Genomic DNA, 22,760 nt, shown 5'->3' on the forward strand with positions numbered 1-22,760 from the left:
CGACAGCGAGATGCTGGTACTTCAGCTCGACCCCCAGGGACGGATCGAGATGGTCAACGGTAATTTCGAGAGCGAAATGTTTTACCGTTCCGAACAATTGCTTGGACGCAACATCGAGGACATCGTCCCTTCCCATGTGAAGTCGCTGGATTTCTATCAACGCATGAAGAGCGCTATCAGCCGGGGCGAGCACCTTAATGGTGCCTTCCGCCTGCTGCGCGGCAACGGCCAGGAAGCCTGGCTGCGCTCGATTCTGCAGCCGGTCAAGAACGGCGAGGGGCGCATCAAGTATTTCACCCTGCATTCCAGCGACCTTACCCGCACTATCGAGGCATCCCGCGAGCATGAAAGCCTGATCAAGGCGCTGATGCGTTCTACCGCTGTCATCGAGTTTGACCTCGACGGCACCATCCTCACGGCCAACGAGCGTTTCCTGGCCACTGTCGGTTACCGCCTGGAGCAGATTCGCGGCAAGCATCACCGCATGTTCTGCGAGCCGGAGGAGGCCCACTCGGCCGGCTACCAGGCGTTCTGGGACAAGCTGCGCCGTGGTGAATATGTCGCCGAACGCTTCAAGCGTATCGATGCCCATGGCCGGGTGATCTGGCTGGAGGCTTCCTACAACCCGATCTTCGATGCCCACGACGTACTGTACAAGGTGGTCAAGTTCGCCACTGTGATCACCGACCAGGTCAACCAGGAGCAGGCCGTGGCCCAGGCAGCAGATGTCGCCTACAGCACCTCGCTGGGTACCGATGTCAGCGCCCGCAAAGCCACCGAGGTGGTCACCCAGACCGTCAGCGTCATGCGTGGCCTGGAGGCCTCGATGCAAGAGGCGGCCGAGGGCATCCAGGCGCTGGACACCCAGTCGCGGGTGATCGGTTCGATCATCAAGACCATCAGCGACATTGCCGGGCAGACCAACCTGCTGGCCCTTAACGCGGCCATTGAAGCGGCCCGCGCGGGCGAGCAAGGGCGGGGCTTTGCCGTGGTTGCCGACGAAGTGCGCCAGCTGGCGTCGCGCACCAGTACCGCCACCGAGGAAATTGCCCGGGTGGTACAGCAGAACGAACAGCTGGCTCAGGCGGCAGTGGCGATCATCGACACCAGCAAGCGCCAGGCCGAGCAGGGGCTGGCGCTGGCTGACGAGACAGGTAGCGTGATTGTCGAGATCCAGGACGGGGCGAAACGGGTGGTGGATGTGGTGGGGCAGTTCTCCAGCCGGTTGGGGCAGTAAGCCCCAGGCCAGCTTGGTTCTTTTCTGTGAGCAGTCCACTTTGTGGGAGCGGGCTTGTCCCGCGAACACCGGCAAAGCCGGTGCCAGGCACCGCGTGCCCCCATTCGCGGGCGCTCCCACAGGGCACCTCAAAGGACCGAGCGATTTCCTGCAGAGAATCTCGCATGCGCTCCGGGATCAGTTGCGCTCCCGCACCCAGAACAACGTAGCCCCGGCCACCGCCGCCGGCATCATCAGCACGTTCACCCCCGGAATCATCAACGCCAGGTAGGTGATGCCGCCAAAGCCCAGCGACTGCCAGCGCTTGCTGCGCAGCCAGGCCAGCATGTCCTGCCAGCTCATCTTGTTGTTGTCCGCCGGGTAGTCGATGTACTGGATGGCCATCATCCATACCCCGAACATCAGCCACAGTGGCGCGGCGACGACGTTGACCACCGGGATCAGCGACAGAATGAACAGGCCGACTGCCCGCGGCAGGAAGTAGCCCAGCTTGCGCATTTCGCGGCTGAAGGTGCGTGGCACCATGGCCACCAGCTCGCCCCAGCTGAACGCCGGGAAGGTGTCTTCGCCGCGTACCACAACCTCGACCTTTTCCGCCAAAAAGCCATTGAACGGCGCGGCAATGATGTTGGCCACCAGGGTGAAGGTGAAGAACACCATCAGCACCAGCAAGGCAACGAACAGCGGCCAGAGGATGTAGCTGAGGAAGCTCAACCAGTCTGGCAGCGTCGGCATCAGGGCATCGAGCCAAAGGGCAAACTGGTGGCCGGCGAAGTAGACCATGCCACCGAACAGCAGCAGGTTGATCGCCAGCGGCAGCAGCACGAACAGCCGCAGGTTGGGGCTCAGCACCAGTTTCAGGCCTTCGCGCAGGTATTGGGGGCCGGAGAGGACAGGGGCTTGCATTGGGAGACTCCGCAGAGAAGGGAAACGCGCTGACCTTACCGAGTTTGCATCGCCGACGAAAGGTGGCTGGCAAGCCGGACACGGGCTGTAACAAAAGCGCCGGGGTCTGGGCTATCGATGAAAACAGTGAATAGACGGTGCCTATGAGGTGGATTGTCTAAGGATATTTCCTTAATCTTTGCGACCTCGCTACAGTGCGCTCAACTTTTCGCTTTCAGGGCCTGCGCGTTGTAGCCTTCCCCAAGTGCTGCGTGGGTCCGTTTTAATTTTCCAGCTGGCGCAGCCGGTACACCGATGCCGGCCCGAGCGGCCGGCTCGACAGGAGTTCGACATGTCTGAAGTACGTCATTCGCGCGTCATCATTCTCGGTTCCGGCCCTGCCGGATACAGCGCTGCGGTCTATGCGGCCCGCGCCAACCTCAAGCCGCTGCTGATCACCGGCATGCAGGCCGGCGGCCAGCTGACTACCACCACCGAAGTCGACAACTGGCCGGGCGACCCACACGGCCTGACCGGCCCGGCCCTGATGCAGCGCATGCAGGAACACGCCGAGCGCTTCGAAACCGAAATCGTCTTCGACCACATCAACGCCGTCGACTTGGCCAACAAGCCGTTCACCCTGCAGGGTGACAGCGGCAAGTACACCTGCGACGCACTGATCATCGCTACTGGTGCCAGCGCCCGCTACCTGGGCCTGCCGTCGGAAGAGGCCTTCATGGGCAAGGGCGTTTCGGCCTGCGCCACCTGCGACGGTTTCTTCTACCGCAACAAGCCAGTCGCCGTGGTTGGCGGCGGCAACACTGCCGTGGAAGAGGCGCTGTACCTGGCCAACATCGCCAGCAAGGTAACCCTGGTGCACCGCCGCGAGACCTTCCGCGCCGAGAAGATCCTGGTCGACAAACTCAACGCCCGTGTGGCCGAAGGCAAGATCGAGCTCAAGCTCAACGCCACCCTGGACGAAGTATTGGGTGACAACATGGGTGTGACCGGTGCGCGCCTGAAGAACAACGACGGCAGCAGCGACGAAATCAAGGTCGACGGCGTATTCATTGCCATTGGCCACACCCCGAACACGTCGCTGTTCGAAGGCCAGCTGACCCTCAAGGACGGCTACCTGGTAGTCAACGGCGGCCGTGAAGGCAACGCCACCGCCACCAACGTTGAAGGTGTGTTCGCTGCGGGTGACGTGGCTGACCACGTTTACCGTCAGGCCATTACCTCGGCCGGCGCTGGCTGCATGGCGGCCCTTGACGTGGAGCGTTACCTGGACGGGCTGGCCAACGCCTCGTTCTGATCAGATAGCGCCCCAAAAAAACCGGCCGAAAGGCCGGTTTTTTATTGCCTGCGGTCAGCTCACAGGCTCAACCGCATGGACAGGTCCACGGCTTTCACATCCTTGGTCATGGCGCCAATCGAGATGTAGTCCACCCCAGTCTCGGCAATCACCCGCAAGGTCGTCTCGTTCACCCCGCCACTGGCCTCAAGCTTGGCTTTGCCAGCGTTAATGCGTACCGCTTCGCGCATTTCGTCCAGGTTCAGCTCGTCGAGCATGATGATATCCGCGCCAGCGGCCAGCGCCTCGCGCAGTTCATCCAGGCTTTCCACCTCGATTTCCACCGGCTTGCCCGGCGCAATGCGGTGCGCCGCTGTCACTGCCTGGGCTACGCCGCCGCTGGCGGCAATGTGGTTTTCCTTGATCAGGAAGGCGTCGTACAGGCCAATGCGGTGGTTGTCGCAACCGCCGCAGGTCACCGCGTACTTCTGCGCCAGGCGCAGGCCTGGCAGGGTTTTGCGGGTGTCCAGCAGGCGCACTTGCGTGCCTGCCACCAGGTCGGCGAGCGCGCGCGCGCGGGTGGCCACGCCCGACAGCAACTGCAGGAAGTTCAGCGCACTGCGTTCACCACTGAGCAGCGAGCGGGCCGGGCCTTCCAGGTGGAACAGCGGCTGATTGGCAGTAGCCCGTTCACCGTCGGCCACCTGCCAGTGCACTGCAACGCGCGGGTCGAGCTGGCGAAACACGGCGTCGACCCAGGCAGTGCCGGCAATCACGCAGTCCTCGCGGGTGATGATGGTCGCCTTGGCCAGGCGCTCGGCCGGGATCAGCTGCGCGGTGATATCGCCACTGCCGATGTCCTCCAACAGTGCGCGGCGCACGTTGGCTTCGATTTCAGCGGTCAGGTCGGCAAGGCGTAGGTTCGGCATGGTCGGCTCCACAAGCAAGATGCCGGCGATTATAGGGCAGGGGCCAGATGTGTACAGCTGCCTGGGTTATGACCCTTGGTCGGTCTTGCTGGGCGATGACTGTAAATGAGGGCGTTGACCGCCCATGAATCGGCGCTGGCAGCTGTGAGATTTTTTACCGATAATGGCGACCAGTATTTGGCGTCATAGCTTTGACGATTTTCAGCCCTTTCGGGCATGACAACCTGCAAGGAGTCCAGGATGCAAAACGAAGGCAAGGTGGTGCCCCTGGCGGCAGCCATCGACCGAGGGGGGCGCACGCCTCTTCCTTGCCTTCCGGTATTGCTCCTGCAAGTGCGCGACAAGGCTGCGTTGCAACTGCGTCAGGGCTTGCAGGCGCTGTTCGACAATGCCGATGACACCTTGTTCGGAATGGCCGACAAGGCCGTGGACCGTTGTGACCAGAATCTGTATTTCGAGGCCATGCGCGATCTGCGTCTGAAGCGAAAAAGTATCGAACGCGGCTTCCTTGATACGTTTTATGACACCTATTCCCGCATCGGCCATGTCGACCTGCTGGCGCCTCTCGCCGAACCGGGCAACCTGCGCAACAAGATGCAACTCGAGCGGGCTGCGGCCATCGAATGCATGGTTGCGCGGGTGCTGTCGCGTGATGGCATTGCCCTGCAGCAACTGGGCCTGCGGTTGCAGGCCCTGCTCGATCGCCCCGTGCATGAGCAATGCAGCCCACTGGGCCCTGCCGCGCTGTGCGGCTACTTCCTCGAGGCTGGCCGGAACCTGGGGGTTGGCCTGAGGGTCAAACTGGTCCTGCTCAAGCTGTTCGAGCGTTATGTCTTGCGCGATCTGGACGTCATCTATGCCGAAGCCAATCAATTGCTGGCCGTCGCCGGTGTGCTGCCCGAGTTGCAACCGGCCCCGCGCCGTCGCGCCGAGGATCAGCGCATGATGGCAAGCCAGCGGGTGGCAAGCCAAGGCCAGGGAGCGAGCGCAGATGCGGCAGGGCAGGCGTTCTTTGCCTCTTTGCAAACCTTGCTGGCCCCGGCGCGTGGGCAGTTCGCACCCCGATTGCAGGCGGTGGCTGCCGCCCAGTCCATCAGCACCGCAGACCTGGTCCGCCTGCTTTCGCATTTGCAGCACTACGTACCCGCTGCCGGCGAGGCTGAGGATTTTGAACTCGGCCAACAGCTTGAACAATTGCTGCTGAGGGTCAGCGTGCGCAGCGGCACCCGGCGGCGCATAGCCGTGGCCGACGAAGACACGATCAACCTGGTTGGCCTGCTGTTCGCCTGTATTCAGGGCGATGACAACCTGCCGGCCAGCCTGCGTGCGTTGATCGCGCGGTTGCATATCCCATTGTTAAAGGTGGCACTGCTGGACAAGGGGCTGTTCAGTCGGGCCAGCCACCCTGCACGCCGGCTGCTTAACGAAATCGCTGGCGCAGCTATTGGCTGGGAGTGCAGCGGCGAAGGTCTGCGCGACAGCCTGCACTTACGGGTAGAGCGCGTGGTCCAGCGCTTGATCAATGATTTTGCCGAAGATGTCGGCATTTTCACCGACCTGCTCGACGAGTTTCTTGCGTTCAACCAGGAGGAGCGGCGGCGCAACGGGTTGCTTGAGCAGCGCACTCGCGACGCCGAAGAAGGACGCGCCCGTGCCCTGCAGGCCCGGCAGCAGGTGCAGCGGGTGCTCAACCAGCGCCTGCGGGGCCGGGTACTGCCTTTGGTGGTGGTGCAAATGCTGGTACAGGCCTGGAGCCAGGTGCTGCTGCTGGCCTGGCTCAAGCAAGGTGAGGCCTCCCAGGCTTGGCGGGATGCCCTGCACACGCTGGACACGCTATTGGCCAGCATCACCCCTGGGCATGAACCGCAAGCGCTGTTGCAGCAGGTACCTGGGCTGCTCAAGGCGCTGCGCGATGGGTTGGCCAGTGTGGCCCTGAACTCGGCGGCAACCCGCGAGTTCTTCCTGCAACTGGAGCAATTGCACTTGCGTGCCTGCACAGGCGCTGAGTTACCGGTTGGCCATGAGCAACCCTTGGCCGAAGTGCGGGTGGACGAAGATATTGTGCTGGCGATTGCCGAAGAACCGTCCTGCGCGCCGCTGCACGTTGCCGAAGGCCAGGCAGCCGCGTTGCGGCAGGTGCAGCGCTTGCGCATCGGTAACTGGGTCGAAGTACTTGATGACGACGAACCGTTGCGCTGCAAACTGGTGGCGCGTATCGGCAGCAGCGACAGGCTGGTGTTTGCCAACCGCACCGGCATGAAGGTGAGAGAGTGGAACGGTGCCGGCCTGGCCCAGGCGCTACAGCGAGGGGACGTGCGGCTGCTGGATGACGGGTTGTTGTTCGAGCGGGCGCTGGAAGCGGTGCTCGATGGGCTGCGGCAGCCACCGGTGAGGTAGGCGGCAACATTACAATCATTCACATGCAAACGGTGTTGGCGGCAGGGCATACTGTGGGTCTGTTCAAGGCGCTTTCAGGATTTGCCCCATGCAATTGGACCGTGCCACTGGCTGGTTCCACGGAATCGGAATCACCCACTGCCCCTCGCCGAACTTCAATGCCCGCCCCGAAGGCGAATCGGTTTCCCTGCTGGTGATCCACAACATCAGCCTGCCGCCGGCCTGTTTTGGTACCGGCAAGGTGCAGCAGTTCTTCCAGAACCGCCTGGACCCCAACGAACACCCTTATTTCGCCAGCATCAGCCACCTCACCGTTTCGGCGCACCTGTTCGTCGAGCGTGACGGCGCGGTGACCCAGTTCGTTTCGTTGCTCGAGCGTGCCTGGCACGCGGGTGTGTCGTGCTTCGACGGGCGTGAAGGCTGTAACGATTTTTCCATCGGCATAGAGCTGGAAGGCACCGACGACCTGCCCTATACCGATGCTCAGTACGCCGTGCTGGAGCAGCTTACCCGGCACATTCGTAGCGCCTGGCCGGCCATCGACCTGGGCCGTATTCAGGGCCACAGCGACATTGCCCCACAACGCAAGACCGACCCCGGCCCGTCTTTCGATTGGCCGCGCTACCGCGAAGCGTTGTTGCACAACGAGGACAAGGCATGAGTTTTCTGGTGTTGTTGCTGGCGCTGTGGGTCGAGAAGTTTTCGGCCCTGCGGCATCAAGTGCAGCGTGACGGGTTCTTCCTTGGCGAGCTGCTTCGCCTGGAGCGCAGCGGCAAGGTACACCCCTGGTGGACGCTGGCCGTCGTGGTGCTGGCACCGGTAGCGCTGCTGGTGTTGCTGCTGCATGTGCTGGAACCGGTGGCCTATGGGCTTTTGGCCTTGCCGGTGCATTTGCTGGTGCTGGTCTACAGCCTGGGCCGTGGCGATGCCAAGGCGTCGTTGGGCCCGTTCCGTGATGCCTGGCGGCGGGGTGACGACCAAGCGACGCTGCATGTTGCAGAGCGCGACCTGGGCGTGGTGGCGGATGAGCCGCACAGCCTGTTGGTGCGTGTGCAGGGCAACTTGCTGTGGCAGGTGTACCAAGGGTTTTTTGCGGTGATCTTCTGGTATTTCGTGCTAGGCCCTGGTGCGGCGCTGGCTTATCGACTGGTGGCGCTGTGCGGCGAGCACAGCCAGCAGCCTGCGCTGAAGGCGCGTGCCGAACAGCTGCGGCACATCATGGACTGGCTACCGGTGCGCTTGATGGCAATGAGCTTTGCGCTGGTGGGCAACTTCCTCGCAGTGACCCGGGTGATGCTGCACGAGGTGCTCAACTGGCACATCAGCGCTGCACACCTGGTGGCGCGGGTGGGGCGTATTGCCGATGACATTCCCGAGGAAGAAGACAGTCAGCGTGGCCTGGGGCGGCTGGACAGCCTTTGGGAGCTGCTGCTGCGCTGTGCAGTGCTGTGGTATGCCGGGTTTGCGCTGTGGACCGTGCTGGTCTGACCTAGGGTCGCCTTGCTATTGGCGTCGCCTGGCAGATCGAGCGCCGCCCGGGCGGCGCTCGATCTGCCAGGCGCAGCAACTACAAAGGCCAGCACCAGCCAAACAATTCGCAAGCATTGCGGCTACTGGCCTGCGCCAGCGCCTCTACATCCACTCCCATCACCTGGGCCAGCGCCCCGGCAATGTCCGGCAGATGCTCCGGGCTGTTCCGTTGCCCCGCATACATCACCGGCGCCATATCCGGCGCATCGGTCTCCAGCACTACACTCTCCAGTGGCAGCCGCGCCAGCGTCTTGCGCAGCCGCAGCGCCTGTGGCCAGGTGCCGGCACCGCCAAGCCCAAGCCGAAAGCCCAGCTTGATATATTCACGCGCCTCTTCGTAACTGCCGGCAAACGCATGAATCACTCCCGCCCGCGCCGGCCTGTAGCGCTTGAGCGTGGCGATCACCTGGGCATGGCTGCGGCGTACGTGCAACAGCGCGGGCAGCTCGAAGTCGCAGGCCATGTGCAGTTGCGCTTCGAACAGGTCCTGTTGGCGCGTTTTGTCCAGGTCTTCGAGGTAGTAGTCCAGGCCAAACTCACCCACGGCGCAGAGCCGTGGGTCGCCGTGCAGGCGTTCCAGCCATTCGCGCAATTGCGTCAAATGCTCCGGGCGATGCTGGTCGAGGTACACCGGGTGCAGGCCCAGTGCCGCGAACAGGCGCTGATCGGCGCAGGCCAGGTCCCACACCCGTTGGAAATTTGCCTGGTAAACCCCCAGCACCACCATCCGTTCCACCCCGCGCGCCGCCGCGTTGGCCAACAGGCGCGGGCGATCGGCGTCGAACTCGGGGAAGTCCAGGTGGGTGTGGGTGTCGATCAGGCGCATGCTCAGGCCGCCGTGATGCGCTGCTTGAAGGTGCGGCCGACAGCATGCACGCCAGGTTCGTAGCGTTTTTCCTCGATTGCGGCCAGCGCCAGCTCCAGCGCAGTGGCGGCAATCAGGCCATGCTGCTGCGCCATGGCATTGACCGGTAGCGGCAGGAAGTCGAGCAACTGGTTGTCGCCAAAGGTGCCCAACTGCAGCTGGCGCGAGTCGGCAGGGCGCGCCTGCAATGTGTCGAACACCCCTTGCAGCAGCACGTACGAGGTGGTCACCAGGGCATCCGGCAGGCCGCCCAGGTCATTGATAAGCTGTTGCATCAGGCGCTGGCCGCACTCACGGCTGAATGCCTCGCCCTGGTAGCGACGCACATCACCGGCATAGCCTTGCAGGGCTTCGTCGAACCCGCCGGCACGTGCCTGGCTGACCGACAGCTCGGGGCGTGCGCCAATCAGGGCAATGCTGCGCGGGGCTGCACTGAGCAGGCTGGCGGCCAGTTGGCGGCTGGCATCGCGGTCATCGCTGATAACCGAGCAGAAGTGCGCAGGGTCCAGGCGGCGGTCGATGGCTATCACCGGCAGGCCTTTGTCCTGCATTTCGCGGTAGCTGTCGTCTTCCGGCGGCAGGCAGCTGGCGACGAACAGGGCATCACAACGGCGCGCGCGGAACAGTTGCTGCAACTGGCGCTCGCTGTCGGGCTGGTCATCGCTGCTGGCGATAAGCAGCTGATAGCCACGGGCGCGGGCACCTTGTTCCAGCTGCTTGGCGATGCGGGCGTAGCTGGGGTTCTCCAGATCCGGGAGAATGAAGCCCAGGGTGCGCGTGTGCCGGCTGCGCAGGCCCGCAGCCTGCGGGTTGGGGGTAAAGCCGTGGGCTTCAACCACCGCGCGTACCCGTTCTACAGTGCTGTTACTGATGCGTTGCTGTTCAGCCTTGCCGTTGATGACGTAGCTGGCAGTGGTCACGGACACACCGGCCAGGCGGGCGATATCGCTGAGTTTCACCGAATTTTCCTTGTTATTTCCGGGGCTGGCTGTGAGGCCGGACCGGGTATTCTGACCCGGTACTGGCGCCATGCGCAGACGACCATTGTCGCAATTGTCCGACAGGATGGGGCTTTTTACCGGGCAGATTATCGAGTAACGTGGCCGCCTGGTCAGGTTAAACGTTTCAGCTGCCGAATTTTCTGCCTCGGCTGCCATCTGTGCAAGGCTGTTGAACTGGCCCTTCATGTGAATTTCACAACAATACTCCAGTACCCGACCGGGAACTGCAAAAGGAGAAGGTCATGCTCGAACTCGCCAAGGAGCAGATAGCCATGGGCCAGACGGCCGCCGACAAGGCCGAGGCGTTGCGCCTGCTGGCTGACCGGCTGGTCGCTGATGGCCTGGTCGCACAGGGGTACTTGCAAGGGCTGCAGGACCGCGAGGGGCAAGGCTCCACCTTCCTTGGCCAGGGCATCGCCATTCCCCATGGCACGCCGCAAACCCGTGACCTGGTTTATGCCACCGGCGTGCGCCTGCTGCAGTTTCCCGAGGGCGTAGACTGGGGCGATGGGCAAATGGTCTACCTGGCCATCGGTATCGCCGCCCGTTCCGACGAACACCTGCGCTTGCTGCAGCTGCTGACCCGCGCCTTGGGCGAAACCGACCTGGCCGAAGCGCTGCGCCGGGCCAGTTCCGCCGAAGCGCTGCTCAAGCTGCTGCAAGGCGCGCCACAGGAGCTGGCACTGGATGCACAACTGGTCGGCCTGAACCTGCCGGCTGAAGACTTTGACGAACTGGCCTGGCGCGGCGCCCGCCTGTTGCAGCGTGCCGACTGCGTCGACAGTGGTTTTGCCGCGGTGCTGCAGCAGGCCGAGCCGCTGCCGCTGGGCGAGGGCCTGTGGTGGCTGCACAGCGAGCGCCAGGTGCGCCAGCCGGGCCTGGCCTTCGTTACTCCACAGCAGCCCCTGCGTTATCGCGACCAGCCGCTCAATGGCCTGTTCTGCCTGGCCAGCCTTGGCGCCGCTCACCAGGCCCTGCTTGAGCGCCTGTGCGAAGTGCTGATCGAAGGCCGCGGGCAGATGCTCTATCAGGCCACCAGCAGCCGAGCTGTGCTGGCAGTGCTGGGGGGCGAGGCGCCGGCGGATTGGCCCAGCGCGCGCGTCGTGCTGGCCAACCCACATGGCTTGCATGCCCGCCCGGCCAAGGTGCTGGCGCAACTGGCCAAAGGCTTCGACGGGGAAATCCGTGTACGCCTGGTCGACAGCGCGCAGCCGGCGGTGTCGGTGAAGAGCCTGAGCAAGCTGCTCAGCCTTGGCGCCCGTCGTGGCCAGCTCCTGGAACTGGTGGCCGAGCCGGGTATTGCCGCCGACGCCTTGCCGGTGCTGTTGGCTGCCATTGAACAGGGCCTGGGTGAAGAGGTAGAGCCGCTGCCGCAGAGCATGGAGCCCATTGCCAGTGTTGCGGCCCAGGTGCTGCAAGCCCCCGCCGCCGGTAGCCGTGTTCAGGGCGTGGGCGCTGCGCCCGGCATTGCCAGTGGACCTGCCCATGTGTGTGTCGAGCGCGAGTTCGACTACCCACTGCGCGGCGAATCCTGCGCCCAGGAACGGCAAAAGTTGCACCAGGCTTTGGCAACGGTGGCCAGCGAGCTTCAGGCGCTGGTCCAGCGCAGCGACAAGGCCATTGGCGAGATATTCGTCACGCATCAGGAAATGCTCGCCGACCCGGCCTTGACCGATGATGTCGAGCAGCGCCTTGCCCAGGGGGAGAGCGCTGCGGCAGCGTGGATGGCTGTGATCGAGGCCGCGGCGCGCCAGCAAGAGGCGTTGCACGATGCCCTGCTGGCCGAGCGCGCCGCTGACTTGCGCGATGTTGGCCGCCGCGTGCTGGCGCAGTTGTGCGGTGTCCAGGCCCAGGCTGAGCCCGAACAACCCTACGTACTGGTGATGACCGAAGTCGGCCCGTCCGATGTTGCCCGGCTGGACCCAGGCCGGGTCGCCGGTATCGTCACTGCTCAGGGTGGCGCCACTGCACACAGCGCCATTGTCGCCCGTGCCTTGGGCATCCCGGCTGTGGTGGGTGCGGGGGCGGCGATCTTGCTGTTGGAAGCAGGCACACCGTTACTGCTTGATGGCCAGCGCGGCGTGGTCAGCGTGGCACCGCCGGAGGATGAATTGCAGCGCGCCCTGGCCGAGCGAGATGCGCGCGAACAGCGTTTGCAGGCCGCCTGGGCCAACCGTTTTGAACCGGCCATCACCCGCGATGGCCACGCCGTGGAGGTGTTCGCCAACATCGGTGAGAGCAGCGGTATCGCCAAGGTGGTGGAGCAGGGCGCCGAAGGTGTCGGCTTGCTGCGCACCGAACTGATTTTCATGGCCCACCCCCAGGCCCCGGACGTTTCCACCCAGGAGGCTGAGTACCGTCGCGTGCTCGATGGCCTGGACGGACGACCGCTGGTGGTGCGCACCCTCGATGTCGGCGGCGACAAGCCGCTGCCGTACTGGCCGATTACCGCTGAGGAAAACCCGTTCCTCGGCGTGCGTGGCGTACGCCTGACCTTGCAACGGCCGCAAGTGATGGAGGACCAGCTGCGCGCCTTGCTCAGGGCTGCCGACCAGCGCCCGCTGCGCATCATGTTCCCCATGGTGGGCCAGGTGCATGAGTGGCGCGAGGCGCGGGCCATGGTCGAGCGCCTGCGGGCAGAAATTCCCGTGGCCGACCTGCAGCTGGGCATCATGGTCGAGGTGCCTTCGGCGGCCCTGTTGGCTGGGCAACTGGCGCGCGAAGTGGACTTCTTCAGTATCGGCACCAACGACCTGACCCAATACACCCTGGCCATCGACCGTGGCCACCCCAGCCTTTCGGCCCAGGCCGACGGCCTGCACCCGGCAGTATTGAGCCTGATCGACATGACCGTGCGCGCCGCCCATGCCCACGGCAAGTGGGTGGGCGTATGCGGTGAGCTGGCGGCAGATCCGCAGGCGGTGCCTGTGCTGCTCGGGCTGGACGTGGACGAACTCAGTGTGTCTGCGCGCAGCATTGCCGAAGTCAAGGCCCTGGTTCGCCAGGCCGATCATCAGACGGCCCGCGCCCTGGCGCGAGAGGCCCTGCAACAAGACAGCGCCGCAGCGGTTCGCGCGCTGGTGGAGCGTTACTGAATGGCCAAGATCCTTACCCTCACCCTGAACCCGGCGCTGGATATCACCATCGGCCTTGATACCCTGCGCCCGGGGCAGGTCAACCGCAGCCATGCACAACAGAGCCACGCGGCGGGCAAAGGGCTGAACGTTGCCCAGGTACTGGCCGACCTGGGGCACCGCGTGACCGTTGGCGGTTTCCTCGGGCGCGATAACCTGCAGCCGTTTGAATCGTTGATTGAATGGCGTGGCTTTACCGACTGCTTTGTTCGCGTCCCCGGCGAAACCCGCAGCAACATCAAGCTGGTAGAAGCCGATGGCCGCGTGACTGACATCAATGGCCAAGGCCCCGAGGTCGACGAAGCGGCATGCATTGCCTTGATGCAGCGGCTGGAGCAGGTCGCCCCGGGGCACGATGCCGTGGTGGTGGCGGGCAGCCTGCCGCGAGGGATCAGCGCCGACTGGTTCCGCCAGTTGCTTGACCAGTTGAAGGCCCTTGGCCTCAAGGTGGCGCTGGACAGCAGCGGCGAAGCCCTGCGCGCCGGCCTGCAAAGCGCGCCCTGGCTGGTCAAACCCAATACCGAAGAACTTGGCGAAGTGCTTGGCCAGGCTGTGGATAACCCGGCGCAGCAACGCGTCGCCGCCGAGCAGTTGCTGGCCAGCGGCGTGGAACACGTGGTGGTGTCTGCCGGCGAGCAGGGCGTCAGCTGGTTCGCCCGCGACCTGGCCCTGCATGCCTGCCCGCCCACCGTGCGGGTTGCCAGTACAGTGGGGGCGGGGGATTCGTTGGTGGCTGGCATGGTCCATGGCCTGCTGCAGGGCGAGGCGCCTGCGCAGACCTTGATCCGCGCCACCGCGATTGCCGCCCAGGCCGTCACCCAGGTTGGCTTCGGCATCCATGACCGTGAGCAACTGACGTGTCTGGAAGCTGCCGTGCAACTGACAGAACAACAAGAGGGTTGCCGATGAACATTGCCATTGTCACCGCCTGCCCCAACGGCCAGGTGTCGAGCGTGCTGAGCGCGCGCTTGCTGTCTGCCGCTGCCCAGCGGCGCGGCTGGAGCACCAGTGTAGAAGTGCAGGATGCCGGGCACCCCGAACGGCAACTGAGTGCCGCGCAGATCGCCGAGGCCGACTGGGTGCTGGTGGTCAGCACCGGCCCGGTGGACCTGGCCCGCTTCGTCAGCAAGCGGGTTTACCAGAGCACGCCCGCCCAGGCACTGGCCGACCGCGAGGGCTTCCTCGATGAAGCGGCGGCCAACGCCCAACCGCTGTTGGCCGCAGCAGGTGCGCCGCCCGAGGTTGGCAGCACGGGCGCACGCATTGTCGCGGTCACCGCCTGCCCGACGGGCGTCGCGCACACGTTCATGGCGGCGGAGGCCTTGCAGCAAGCCGCGCAACTAATGGGTTATCAGCTCACGGTCGAGACCCAAGGCTCGGTCGGTGCGCGTAACCCGTTGTCTGCCCAGGCCATTGCTGAAGCGGATGTGGTGCTGCTAGCTGCTGACATTGAAGTGCCGACCGCGCGGTTTGCCGGCAAGCGCATCTACCGATGCGGCACCGGCATTGCACTCAAGCAGGCACGTGCCACCCTGGACAAGGCCCTGGCCGAAGCCAAGGTGGAAAACAGCGCCGATGCCGCAGCGGTTGCTACCACGGCGAAGGGTGAAAAGACCGGTGTGTACAAGCACCTGCTCACCGGCGTGTCGTTCATGCTGCCCATGGTGGTGGCTGGCGGCCTGCTGATTGCGCTGTCGTTCGTGTTCGGTATTGAGGCCTACAAACAGCCGGGCACCTTGCCGGCAGCGTTGATGCAGATAGGCGGTGAGGCGGCGTTCAAACTTATGGTGCCGCTGCTGGCCGGCTATATCGCCTGGTCCATCGCCGACCGCCCGGGGCTTGCGCCGGGCATGATCGGTGGCCTGCTGGCCAGTACCTTGGGGGCCGGCTTCATCGGTGGCATTGTCGCCGGCTTCATTGCCGGTTACAGCGCCAAGGCCATTGCCCGCTGGGCACGCTTGCCCAGCAGCCTGGAAGCGCTCAAGCCGATCTTGATCATTCCGCTGCTGGCCAGCCTGGTCACCGGCCTGGTGATGATCTACGTGGTCGGCCAGCCGGTGGCAGCCATGCTCGAAGGCCTCACGCACTTCCTCGACAGTATGGGCACCACCAATGCCATTCTGCTGGGGCTGTTGCTGGGCGGCATGATGTGTGTCGACCTGGGCGGGCCGATCAACAAGGCCGCCTACGCCTTCTCGGTGGGGCTGCTGGCATCGTCGAGCTACGCGCCGATGGCGGCGACCATGGCCGCTGGCATGGTGCCGCCGATCGGCCTGGGTATCGCCACCTTCCTGGCCCGGCGCAAGTTCGCCCAGAGTGAGCGCGAGGCGGGCAAGGCCGCATTGGCCCTGGGGCTTTGTTTCATTTCCGAAGGGGCTATTCCGTTTGCTGCCAAAGACCCGCTGCGGGTGATCCCCGCCAGCGTGGCCGGCGGTGCGCTGACCGGGGCATTGTCGATGTACTTCGGTTGCAAGCTGATGGCGCCGCACGGCGGCTTGTTCGTGCTGCTGATCCCCAATGCCATCAACCATGCCTTGCTGTATTTGCTGGCTATCGTCGCGGGTAGCCTGGTGACGGCGGTGGTGTATGCAGTGATCAAGAAGAGCGAGCGGGTAGAGTTGGCCGTGGCGCCCGTCAAAGGCTAGCGACTTCTGTAGCCTTTACTGGCCTCTTCGCGGGCACGCCCGCTCCCACAGGTTCCTGCACATTTCGAGATCATGCAGACCTGTGGGAGCGGGCATGCCCGCGAAGAGGCCGGAGCAGGTCAACGCCCATGCTTGTTGCGCAACGGTACCAGCAGATCCCCCAGCCCGTTGTGGTCGATTTCATGCATCAACGCCAGCAACCCGCCCAGCTCACCCGTGGGGAAACCCTTGCGCGCAAACCACGCCAGGTAGTCCCCCGGCAGGTCGGCAATGATGCGCCCTTGGTACTTGCCGAACGGCATGCTGCGGGTCACCAGCAATTCGAGCATTTCCGGCTTCATCTTCGGCGCACCTTGACTGGAAAAGTGCCGACCATACTGCAATCTGCACGAAGCCCCAAGCGGCGATCATGCAGAACGCCGGTATCAGCCATTCTTGAATATTAGATAAGTAATTGAAAAACAAAGGATTTATTTTACTCGAAAGCATGGCACGAACGCTGCAACTCTGTAGATGACTATCACCTGCCAAGGAGTTCGACCATGAGCAACCCCAACAAAGACGTGATTGACGTACTCAACGACCTGATCGAATACAGCAAGGATGGCGAGAAAGGATTCAAAGCCTCGGCCGATGATGTGAAGAATCCCGAGCTCAAAGCGTTCTTCGTTCAGCGTGCCGGTGAATGCGCCAACGCTGCCGGCGAACTGCAAAGCGAAGTGCGCCGGCTGGGCGGCGACCCGGAAACATCCACCAGCATCAGCGGCGACTTGCATCGCGGCTGGGTGAACCTGAAGTCGCTGGTCACCGGCAAGGATGAAGAAGCGGTGCTGAACGAGGTCGAACGCGGTGAAGACCACGCCCTCAAAGCCTACAAGGAAGCCCGCGAGAAGCTGGTAAAGCTGGGCCGCAGCGCCAGTGACATGACCTATGGCCTGGTGGAAAAACAGCTGCAAGGCGTGCAGCGCAACCATGACCAGGTCAAAGCCCTGCGCAACGCCGCCCGCGCCCGCTCTTAAGCGTCGGGCCCCTCTACCCGGTTGCGGCCCTTGGCCTTGGCCCGGTAGAGGGCTTCGTCCGCAGCGCCCAGCACACTGCTCAGTTCGTGCTGGGTGCCGGACAGGCCGATGCCGATGCTCACTGTTACCGCGTGGGCGTCATCGGCAAAAGGTGCCAGCGCTTCTACACTTGTACGAATGCGCTCGGCCAGCAGCCGCGCGCCGGCCAGATCGGTTTCCGGCAGCACCACCTGAAACTCCTCCCCACCATAACGAGCAGCCAGATCTGCCGGCCGGCGGATGCTCGCCTCGATGGTCTTGGCTACCTCCCGCAACGCGTGGTCGCCGCCGGCATGCCCATGGCGCTGGTTGAACGCCTTGAAATGGTCCACATCCACCATCAGTACCGCCAGCGGCTTGCCATTGCGCTGCGCACGCGCCCACTCCTGGCGCAGCACCTGGTCCAGACGGCGACGGTTGGCCAGGCCGGTCAGGCTATCAGTGGCGGCCAACGTTGCCAGACCTTGTTCGGCCTCTTGGCGGCGGCGCAGTTCGCGGCCCAGGAGCAGGGTAAGCCAGAGGATGCCCACGCACAGCACGCCGGTGGCGACGCTGACCAGAACCGCAGTGCGGCGCCAGGACTGGAACACCTCGTCGGCCGAGTGCACCACCAGCACGATCAGTGGCAGCTGCGCGACCCGGGCGAAGGTGTAGATCTGCGGATTGCCGTTGCTGCCAGAGCGGGCAGTGAAGTTACCGCTCTGTTCGCTGAGAATGCGCTTGAAGTTGGGCCGCTCGGCATAGTTGGAACCGATCAGCGGGTCTTGCGGGCGTGAGGGCTGACGGGCGAGGAGCTGCCCATCGGTATTGAACAGGTTGATGCTGCTGTCGGCGCCGATGTCCAGGCGCTGGAACAGCTCACTGAAATACGACAGGCGCAATGCGCCTGCTGCCAGTCCGGCAAACTCGCCATCGGGGCCGGAGATACGCCGGCTGAAGCTGATACACCAGTCCAGGTCGCCGAGCTTGGCCTTGAATGGCGGGCCTACCAGCAAGCCCAGATTGGCGTTGGCCTGGTGTGCCTTGAACACCCCGGTTTCGCCAAAGTTGGCCTTGCGCGGCACACTGCTGGTGGAGTCGCCCACCACATTGCCTTGCTTGTCCAGCCACAGCACGTCGCCGCGTTTGCGGTCGACGAAGGCTTCATTGAACAGCAGGCGTTGGCGCAGCGGGCCGGGTATTTCCGGCAGCTCCTTGCGCCCGACGGCCCAGATCAGGCCCTGCAGTGACTGGTCGTAGAGTTCGGCGTTGCGCAGGATGTCGCTTTCGATCAGCTGGACAATGTTGCTTGACGAGCGAATGGCTGACAGCTCGACGCTGTCACGTTCACGCGCCAGCAGGAAGCTGACGATGGCCACGATGGCGAGCACGGCAAGGCAACTGCCCAGGTTGAGGGCCAGCTCGGGGTGCGACCTGAGAAATGCGAAACGCGGTAATCGGGTGGGCATGCTCGCTACTGCGTGGGCAGGGCCATTCGCGGCGGCGATATTCTAGGGAAGCAGTGATTGTCGGACAAGATTTGTCCGACGGAATCACGTCTGGGGCTGCTGCGCAGCCCTTTGCCGGCAAGCCAGCTCCCACAGGTACAGCATCAGGCTTAGCGGTTATGCAGTACCTGTGGGAGCTGGCTTGCCGGCGATCGAGGGCGCAGCCCTCGCTAGCGGTCCTGGATCAGAACACGTTCAGTGGGTAGTCGACGATCACCCGCACTTCATCGTTGTCGCTGTTGCTGTCGATCGACGCATACCCCTGGCTGCCACGGTGAGTGGCATAGCGCACCAGTACCGACAGGTCCTTCAGGTCACCCTCCTGGAACACGTACTTCACGTCCAGGTCACGTTCCCAGTGCATGGCGTTCTTGCCATCTTCACGGTAGTAGTCGTAGTGGCTGGTGTCCTGGGTGGCTTTGGTCAGATCGGCCTCGCCGCGCGAGTACGACAGCGAGGTGGTCAGGCCAGGCACGCCGACACCGGCGAAGTCATAGTCGTACTGCAGCTTCCACGAGCGCTCGTTTGGCGCGTTGAAGTCCGAGTACATGCGCGAGTTGTCCAGGTACACGCTGTCGCCCAGGTTGATGTAGTCGAATGGCGTGTTGCCATTGACCCGCTGGTAGGCGGCGGTGACGCTGTGGAAGCCCGCATTGACGGTGAAGTGCACGCTGTAGGTGTTGTTGTCGATCTTGCCCAGCAGGGCCTGGCCGGTGTCCTGCGTGTGGTAGAAGTGCACGCCCGGGTTCAGGCTGACCAGGTCGTTGACCACGTAGGTGTAGTCGAAGTCCGCGTAGTACTGGTTCCAGATGTCCTTCAGCTCGGCGGCGTAAAGGTTGCTGGTGATGTTCTCGGTACCGCTCCATGACGCGCCGGCCCAGTTCAGGTGCTTGCTCTTGTCGTGCTCGTCCAGCGAACCGTAGTAGGTGTCGATGCGGCGGTGGCCGCTCTGGTTGTACGGGTGGGTAAAGCTCACCTGGCCGCCTTCGAGCAGCAGGCCGTCGATGCTGGTGTTGGTCAAGCTCACACCACGGAAGGTCTGCGGCAGCATGCGGGTTTCGCCGCCCGCGATCACCGGGTTGGTGAGGAACAGGTCACCGGCTTTCAGCTCGGTGTCGAACGCCTTGAGCTTGATCGCAGCACCGGCAGTGGAGAACGAATGCGGGGCAGCGCCCAGCTCACCGTCGTCCTTGATGTGCTCGGGCAGGATGCTGGTGCCGGCATGGCCGCCACCGCCGTCCAACTTGAGGCCCAGCATGGCGTGGGCATCCAGGCCGAAGCCGATTACGCCTGGGGTGTAGCCCGACTCGAAGCGCGCAACCGCGCCCTGGCCCCACTCGCGGGTGTCACGCACGCCAGCGTTGTGGTTGTCGCGGTTGAAGTAGGCATTACGAAAGTGCAGGTTGAAGGACGACCCTTCAATGAAGCCATCAGCCTTGTCTTCATCTGCCTGGGCGGCGACAGGGATCGTTGCAGTCAACGCAATGAACAGCGGGGTAAAGCGAAACGCGGAAGGCACCGGTACTAGCTCCTTTGGTCTGACGGTGGGGCAGTTTTTATTTTTGAATGTGCGTCTTTTTTTTTAGGTAGACGTTACAGCCGGGCTGAGGTTTAAAGCACATAAAAAAAGCCGCTGATCGGCAGCGGCTTTAAAAGGCTAACATATCGGCACCGGTGGTGCCCATGGTGTAGCCAAGGGAAATCGGGAGCAGCAACAGCGCTTGATCAGCTGTCGGCATTGGCATCGACAGAAACTTTGGAAGCGGTCTGTTCTGGGGATTTGGTGGCTTCTGCCTTGTTTGCTGCTACAGCGTCGCGGGCCTCTTGATGGACGGCGGCGAGCTCTGCATTGCGGGTGACGAAAGCGCTGGATTCTTCGGCCATGGCCAGGGGCGACAACAACAGGGAAGACAGAACGAAGACGCTGGCAATACCCATACTGTTGGACATTTGAAACTACCTTCTTGCGGTGCAAGTGCTAATGAGGACGGGGGTAAAGTTAGTCCTTTCAGTGCACTTGAAACAGAGCGAAGTGCGATAAGCACTGTTGCGCAAAAGGTAACGATCCAAGAAAAAGCAATAGTACTTTGGCCGCAAACTCCCGCGCTAGAGAGCCTGCGCGGTCCTTGTAGGAGCGGCCTTACGCCGCGAATGGGCTGCGCAGCAGCCCCGGCAATCTTGGCCCTGCCAAAACGTCTGGGGCCGCTTCGCGACCCTTTCGCGGCACAAGGCCGCTCCTACACAGAGCGCGCAGGCCTCAAGGTCGGCAACTGGATACCAAAGGTATTGAGCCCGGCCCCACTGCGCACAAACACTTCCCCCCCATGCATCAGCGCAATCGCCTTGACGATCGCCAACCCCAGCCCATGGTTGCCCCCACCGCTGTTGCTGCGCGCCGCATCCACGCGGTAGAAGCGTTCGAACAGCAACGGCAGGTGTTCATCGTCAATCGCCGGCCCCGGGTTGCTCACGGCGATGCTGACCTGCTCGGGCCCGGCATCGATCTGCACCTGGATCACCTGGTGCGGCGCGGTGTGCTGCACGGCGTTGTTCAGCAGGTTGATCAGCGCCCGGCGTAACTGGGCCTTTTCGATGGGCGCCTGGGCGTCGCCGATCACGCTCACGCTGACCTGGGCGTCTTCGAGGATGTAGTCCAGGTAGTCGAGGGTGGTTGCCACTTCTTCGGCCAGCGAGGCCTGGGTGAGGGCGGTGGCCTTGCTGCCTTGGTCGGCGCTGGCCAGAAACAGCATGTCGTTGATGATGCTGCGCAGGCGCTCCAGCTCTTCCAGGTTTGATTGCAGCACTTCGAAGTAATGCTCGGCACTGCGGCCACGGGTAAGCGCTACCTGGGTCTGGCCGATCAGGTTGGTCAGCGGCGAGCGCAGTTCGTGGGCTACGTCGGCGTTGAAGGCTTCCAGCCGTGAGTAGGCCTGGCTGACCCGGTCGAGCGCGGCGTTGAAGGCGCCGGCGAACTGTGCCAGTTCCGGGGCCAGGGCGTGGGTTTGCAAACGCCCATCCAGGCGTGGCGGGGCCAGGGCCTGGGCCTCGTTGGACAACGCCAGCAGCGGGCGCAGGCCAATGCGCGCGACCCAGTACCCCAGCATTGAAGCCAGCAGCACGCCAAGCACCGCCAGCCCGACAATCGCCAGCAGCAGGCTGTGCTGGGCCTGCCAGAACGTTTCGGTGTCGATGCCAATCAAAAACCGCAGCGGTGGCCGCTCGCCCAGGCCCGGTAGCTCGCTGACCAGCACCTTGTAAGGGTAGGGCCGGTCGGGCAGGCGCAGGTCGCGCATACCCTGCGGGCCTTCGGCAAAGGCACGGACCAGCTCGCTGGGGTGGCCGTATTCGTAGGCCGGGTTGCTGCTGACTACCCAGAAGCGGATGCGCTTGTCTTCTTCGCTGAGCAGGTTGAGCTTGTTGTTGATCTTGGCCCAGTGTTCCTGCGTGCCGAAGCGGTTGAGGGTAGATTCGAGCACGCTGAAGCGCGCATCCAGTTCCGCCTGCGGCAGCAGGTCCAGGCTGCGGTCGACCTGGCGGTACAGCGCCGAGCCGATCAGCAGGAACACGCCCAGCGCCACCAGGATGAACAGCGCCGACAGGCGCAGGGCGATGGAATTACCCCGCGCGGTTTTCCAGGACATAGCCCATGCCTCGGATGGTGTGCAGCAGCTTGTTGTCGAAGGGCCCGTCGAGCTTGGCGCGCAGGCGTTTGATTGCCACTTCCACGACGTTGGCGTCGCTGTCGAAGTTGATGTCCCAGACCAGTTCGGCAATCGCCGTTTTCGACAGGATTTCACCCTGCCGCCGGGCCAGCACGCTGAGCAGCGAGAACTCTTTGGCCGTCAGGTCCAGGCGCTGCCCGGCGCGTGTGGCCTTGCGGGCCATCAGGTCGATCCACAGGTCTGCCACCTGCACCTGCAACGGTTCATGGCTGCTGCTGCGCCGGGTCAGGGCCTGCAGGCGGGCGACCAGTTCAAGGAACGAGAACGGCTTGCCCAGATAGTCGTCGGCGCCCTCACGCAAGCCATGAATGCGGTCTTCGACCCGTTCACGGGCGGTCAGCATGATCACCGGCGTCTGCTTGCGTGCGCGCAAGGCGCGCAGCACGCCATACCCGTCCAGGCCAGGCAGCATCACATCCAGCACGATCACCGCGTAGTCGCCCTCCAGGGCCAGGTGCAGGCCATCGATACCGTCCCGTGCCAGGTCAACGGTAAAGCCCTGTTCGCTCAGGCCGCGATGCAGGTAGTCGGCGGTTTTTTCTTCGTCTTCGATGATCAGCACACGCATGGTCTTGT

At 63.6% G+C, this 22,760-nt stretch carries 18 protein-coding genes and 2 pseudogenes; 10 read left to right on the forward strand and 10 right to left on the reverse strand.

The features are described 5' to 3' along the window. Positions 1-49: 49 nt before the first annotated feature. Positions 50-649, forward strand: a pseudogene (locus LU684_RS30840) (PAS domain-containing protein); the annotation flags it as partial. Between the two features lie 174 nt (positions 650-823). Next, a pseudogene (locus tag LU684_RS30845) lies at positions 824-1,237 on the forward strand (methyl-accepting chemotaxis protein); the annotation flags it as partial. A 177-nt stretch (positions 1,238-1,414) separates the two neighbouring features. Here LU684_RS30845 and cysZ read toward each other — a convergent pair. Further along, positions 1,415-2,143: a sulfate transporter CysZ gene (gene cysZ, locus LU684_RS25465; protein WP_016484910.1), complete on the reverse strand. Its 729-nt coding sequence runs from the start codon at positions 2,141-2,143 to the stop codon at positions 1,415-1,417. A gap of 331 nt (positions 2,144-2,474) precedes the next feature. Between cysZ and trxB the strand changes: the two genes are divergently transcribed. Then, positions 2,475-3,437: a thioredoxin-disulfide reductase gene (gene trxB, locus LU684_RS25470; protein ID WP_016484911.1), complete on the forward strand. Its 963-nt coding sequence runs from the start codon at positions 2,475-2,477 to the stop codon at positions 3,435-3,437. A gap of 59 nt (positions 3,438-3,496) precedes the next feature. On the opposite strand, the gene nadC is transcribed toward trxB, so the two are convergent. Beyond that, positions 3,497-4,345, reverse strand: coding sequence for a carboxylating nicotinate-nucleotide diphosphorylase (nadC, locus tag LU684_RS25475; protein ID WP_232895188.1), 849 nt, complete (start codon positions 4,343-4,345; stop codon positions 3,497-3,499). 240 nt (positions 4,346-4,585) lie between these two features. Here nadC and LU684_RS25480 point away from each other — a divergent pair, with 240 nt between their 5' ends. The 3 genes from LU684_RS25480 (at position 4,586) to ampE (ending at position 8,230) form a co-directional block, all read left to right on the forward strand. Beyond that, positions 4,586-6,742 (forward strand): DUF1631 domain-containing protein, encoded by a 2,157-nt coding sequence (locus LU684_RS25480; protein ID WP_232895189.1) that lies wholly within the window; start codon positions 4,586-4,588, stop codon positions 6,740-6,742. An 88-nt stretch (positions 6,743-6,830) separates the two neighbouring features. Beyond that, the gene (gene ampD / locus LU684_RS25485; protein WP_016484915.1) at positions 6,831-7,403 is read left to right on the forward strand and encodes a 1,6-anhydro-N-acetylmuramyl-L-alanine amidase AmpD; all 573 of its coding nucleotides are present in this window, start codon (positions 6,831-6,833) and stop codon (positions 7,401-7,403) included. Beyond that, a complete protein-coding gene (gene ampE / locus LU684_RS25490) occupies positions 7,400-8,230 on the forward strand; it encodes a regulatory signaling modulator protein AmpE (protein ID WP_024717666.1) in 831 nt (276 codons plus the stop codon). Before ampD ends, ampE begins: the two co-directional genes overlap by 4 nt. Before the next feature lie 79 nt (positions 8,231-8,309). Here ampE and LU684_RS25495 read toward each other — a convergent pair whose 3' ends face one another. Both LU684_RS25495 and cra read right to left on the reverse strand, forming a co-directional pair. Beyond that, positions 8,310-9,098 (reverse strand): TatD family hydrolase, encoded by a 789-nt coding sequence (locus tag LU684_RS25495; protein ID WP_060517671.1) that lies wholly within the window; start codon positions 9,096-9,098, stop codon positions 8,310-8,312. A gap of 2 nt (positions 9,099-9,100) precedes the next feature. Further along, entirely contained in the window at positions 9,101-10,096 is a 996-nt protein-coding gene (gene cra, locus LU684_RS25500) for a catabolite repressor/activator (RefSeq protein ID WP_024717667.1), read from the reverse strand. Between the two features lie 284 nt (positions 10,097-10,380). Between cra and ptsP the strand changes: the two genes are divergently transcribed. Genes ptsP through LU684_RS25515 form a run of 3 tightly spaced genes read left to right on the forward strand, consistent with a single transcriptional unit; the run spans position 10,381 to position 15,917 of the window. Further along, a complete protein-coding gene (ptsP, locus tag LU684_RS25505; protein WP_232895190.1) occupies positions 10,381-13,233 on the forward strand; it encodes a phosphoenolpyruvate--protein phosphotransferase in 2,853 nt (950 codons plus the stop codon). Next, a complete protein-coding gene (pfkB, locus tag LU684_RS25510; protein ID WP_016484920.1) occupies positions 13,234-14,181 on the forward strand; it encodes a 1-phosphofructokinase in 948 nt (315 codons plus the stop codon). Beyond that, entirely contained in the window at positions 14,178-15,917 is a 1,740-nt protein-coding gene (locus LU684_RS25515) for a PTS fructose-like transporter subunit IIB (RefSeq protein ID WP_232895191.1), read from the forward strand. Before pfkB ends, LU684_RS25515 begins: the two co-directional genes overlap by 4 nt. A 119-nt stretch (positions 15,918-16,036) precedes the next feature. Here LU684_RS25515 and LU684_RS25520 read toward each other — a convergent pair whose 3' ends face one another. Next, positions 16,037-16,258, reverse strand: a complete 222-nt coding sequence (locus tag LU684_RS25520; RefSeq protein WP_016484922.1) for a DUF3820 family protein — start codon at positions 16,256-16,258, stop codon at positions 16,037-16,039. A 201-nt stretch (positions 16,259-16,459) separates the two neighbouring features. On the opposite strand from LU684_RS25520, the gene LU684_RS25525 reads away from it, so the two are divergent. Then, a complete protein-coding gene (locus LU684_RS25525) occupies positions 16,460-16,936 on the forward strand; it encodes a ferritin-like domain-containing protein (RefSeq protein ID WP_016484923.1) in 477 nt (158 codons plus the stop codon). Here the strand turns inward: LU684_RS25525 and LU684_RS25530 are convergent. The 5 genes from LU684_RS25530 to LU684_RS25550 all read right to left on the reverse strand — a co-directional run bounded on the left by LU684_RS25530 (position 16,933) and on the right by LU684_RS25550 (position 22,752). Then, complete coding sequence (locus tag LU684_RS25530; protein ID WP_016484924.1) at positions 16,933-18,423, reverse strand: sensor domain-containing diguanylate cyclase; 1,491 nt, start codon at positions 18,421-18,423, stop codon at positions 16,933-16,935. The two genes, LU684_RS25525 and LU684_RS25530, sit on opposite strands and share 4 nt — an antisense overlap. A gap of 223 nt (positions 18,424-18,646) precedes the next feature. After that, positions 18,647-19,981 (reverse strand): OprD family porin, encoded by a 1,335-nt coding sequence (locus LU684_RS25535; protein WP_102667826.1) that lies wholly within the window; start codon positions 19,979-19,981, stop codon positions 18,647-18,649. A gap of 206 nt (positions 19,982-20,187) precedes the next feature. Then, entirely contained in the window at positions 20,188-20,412 is a 225-nt protein-coding gene (locus LU684_RS25540; protein ID WP_016484926.1) for a hypothetical protein, read from the reverse strand. A gap of 287 nt (positions 20,413-20,699) precedes the next feature. Then, entirely contained in the window at positions 20,700-22,103 is a 1,404-nt protein-coding gene (locus tag LU684_RS25545) for a heavy metal sensor histidine kinase (RefSeq protein WP_016484927.1), read from the reverse strand. Further along, on the reverse strand, positions 22,078-22,752 hold the full coding sequence (locus LU684_RS25550) for a heavy metal response regulator transcription factor (protein WP_012270545.1): 675 nt from the start codon (positions 22,750-22,752) through the stop codon (positions 22,078-22,080). Before LU684_RS25550 ends, LU684_RS25545 begins: the two co-directional genes overlap by 26 nt. Positions 22,753-22,760 lie beyond the last annotated feature (8 nt).

The sequence above is a fragment of the Pseudomonas sp. NMI542_15 genome (assembly GCF_021283425.1).
Taxonomy (GTDB): Bacteria; Pseudomonadota; Gammaproteobacteria; order Pseudomonadales; family Pseudomonadaceae; genus Aquipseudomonas; species Aquipseudomonas fortuita.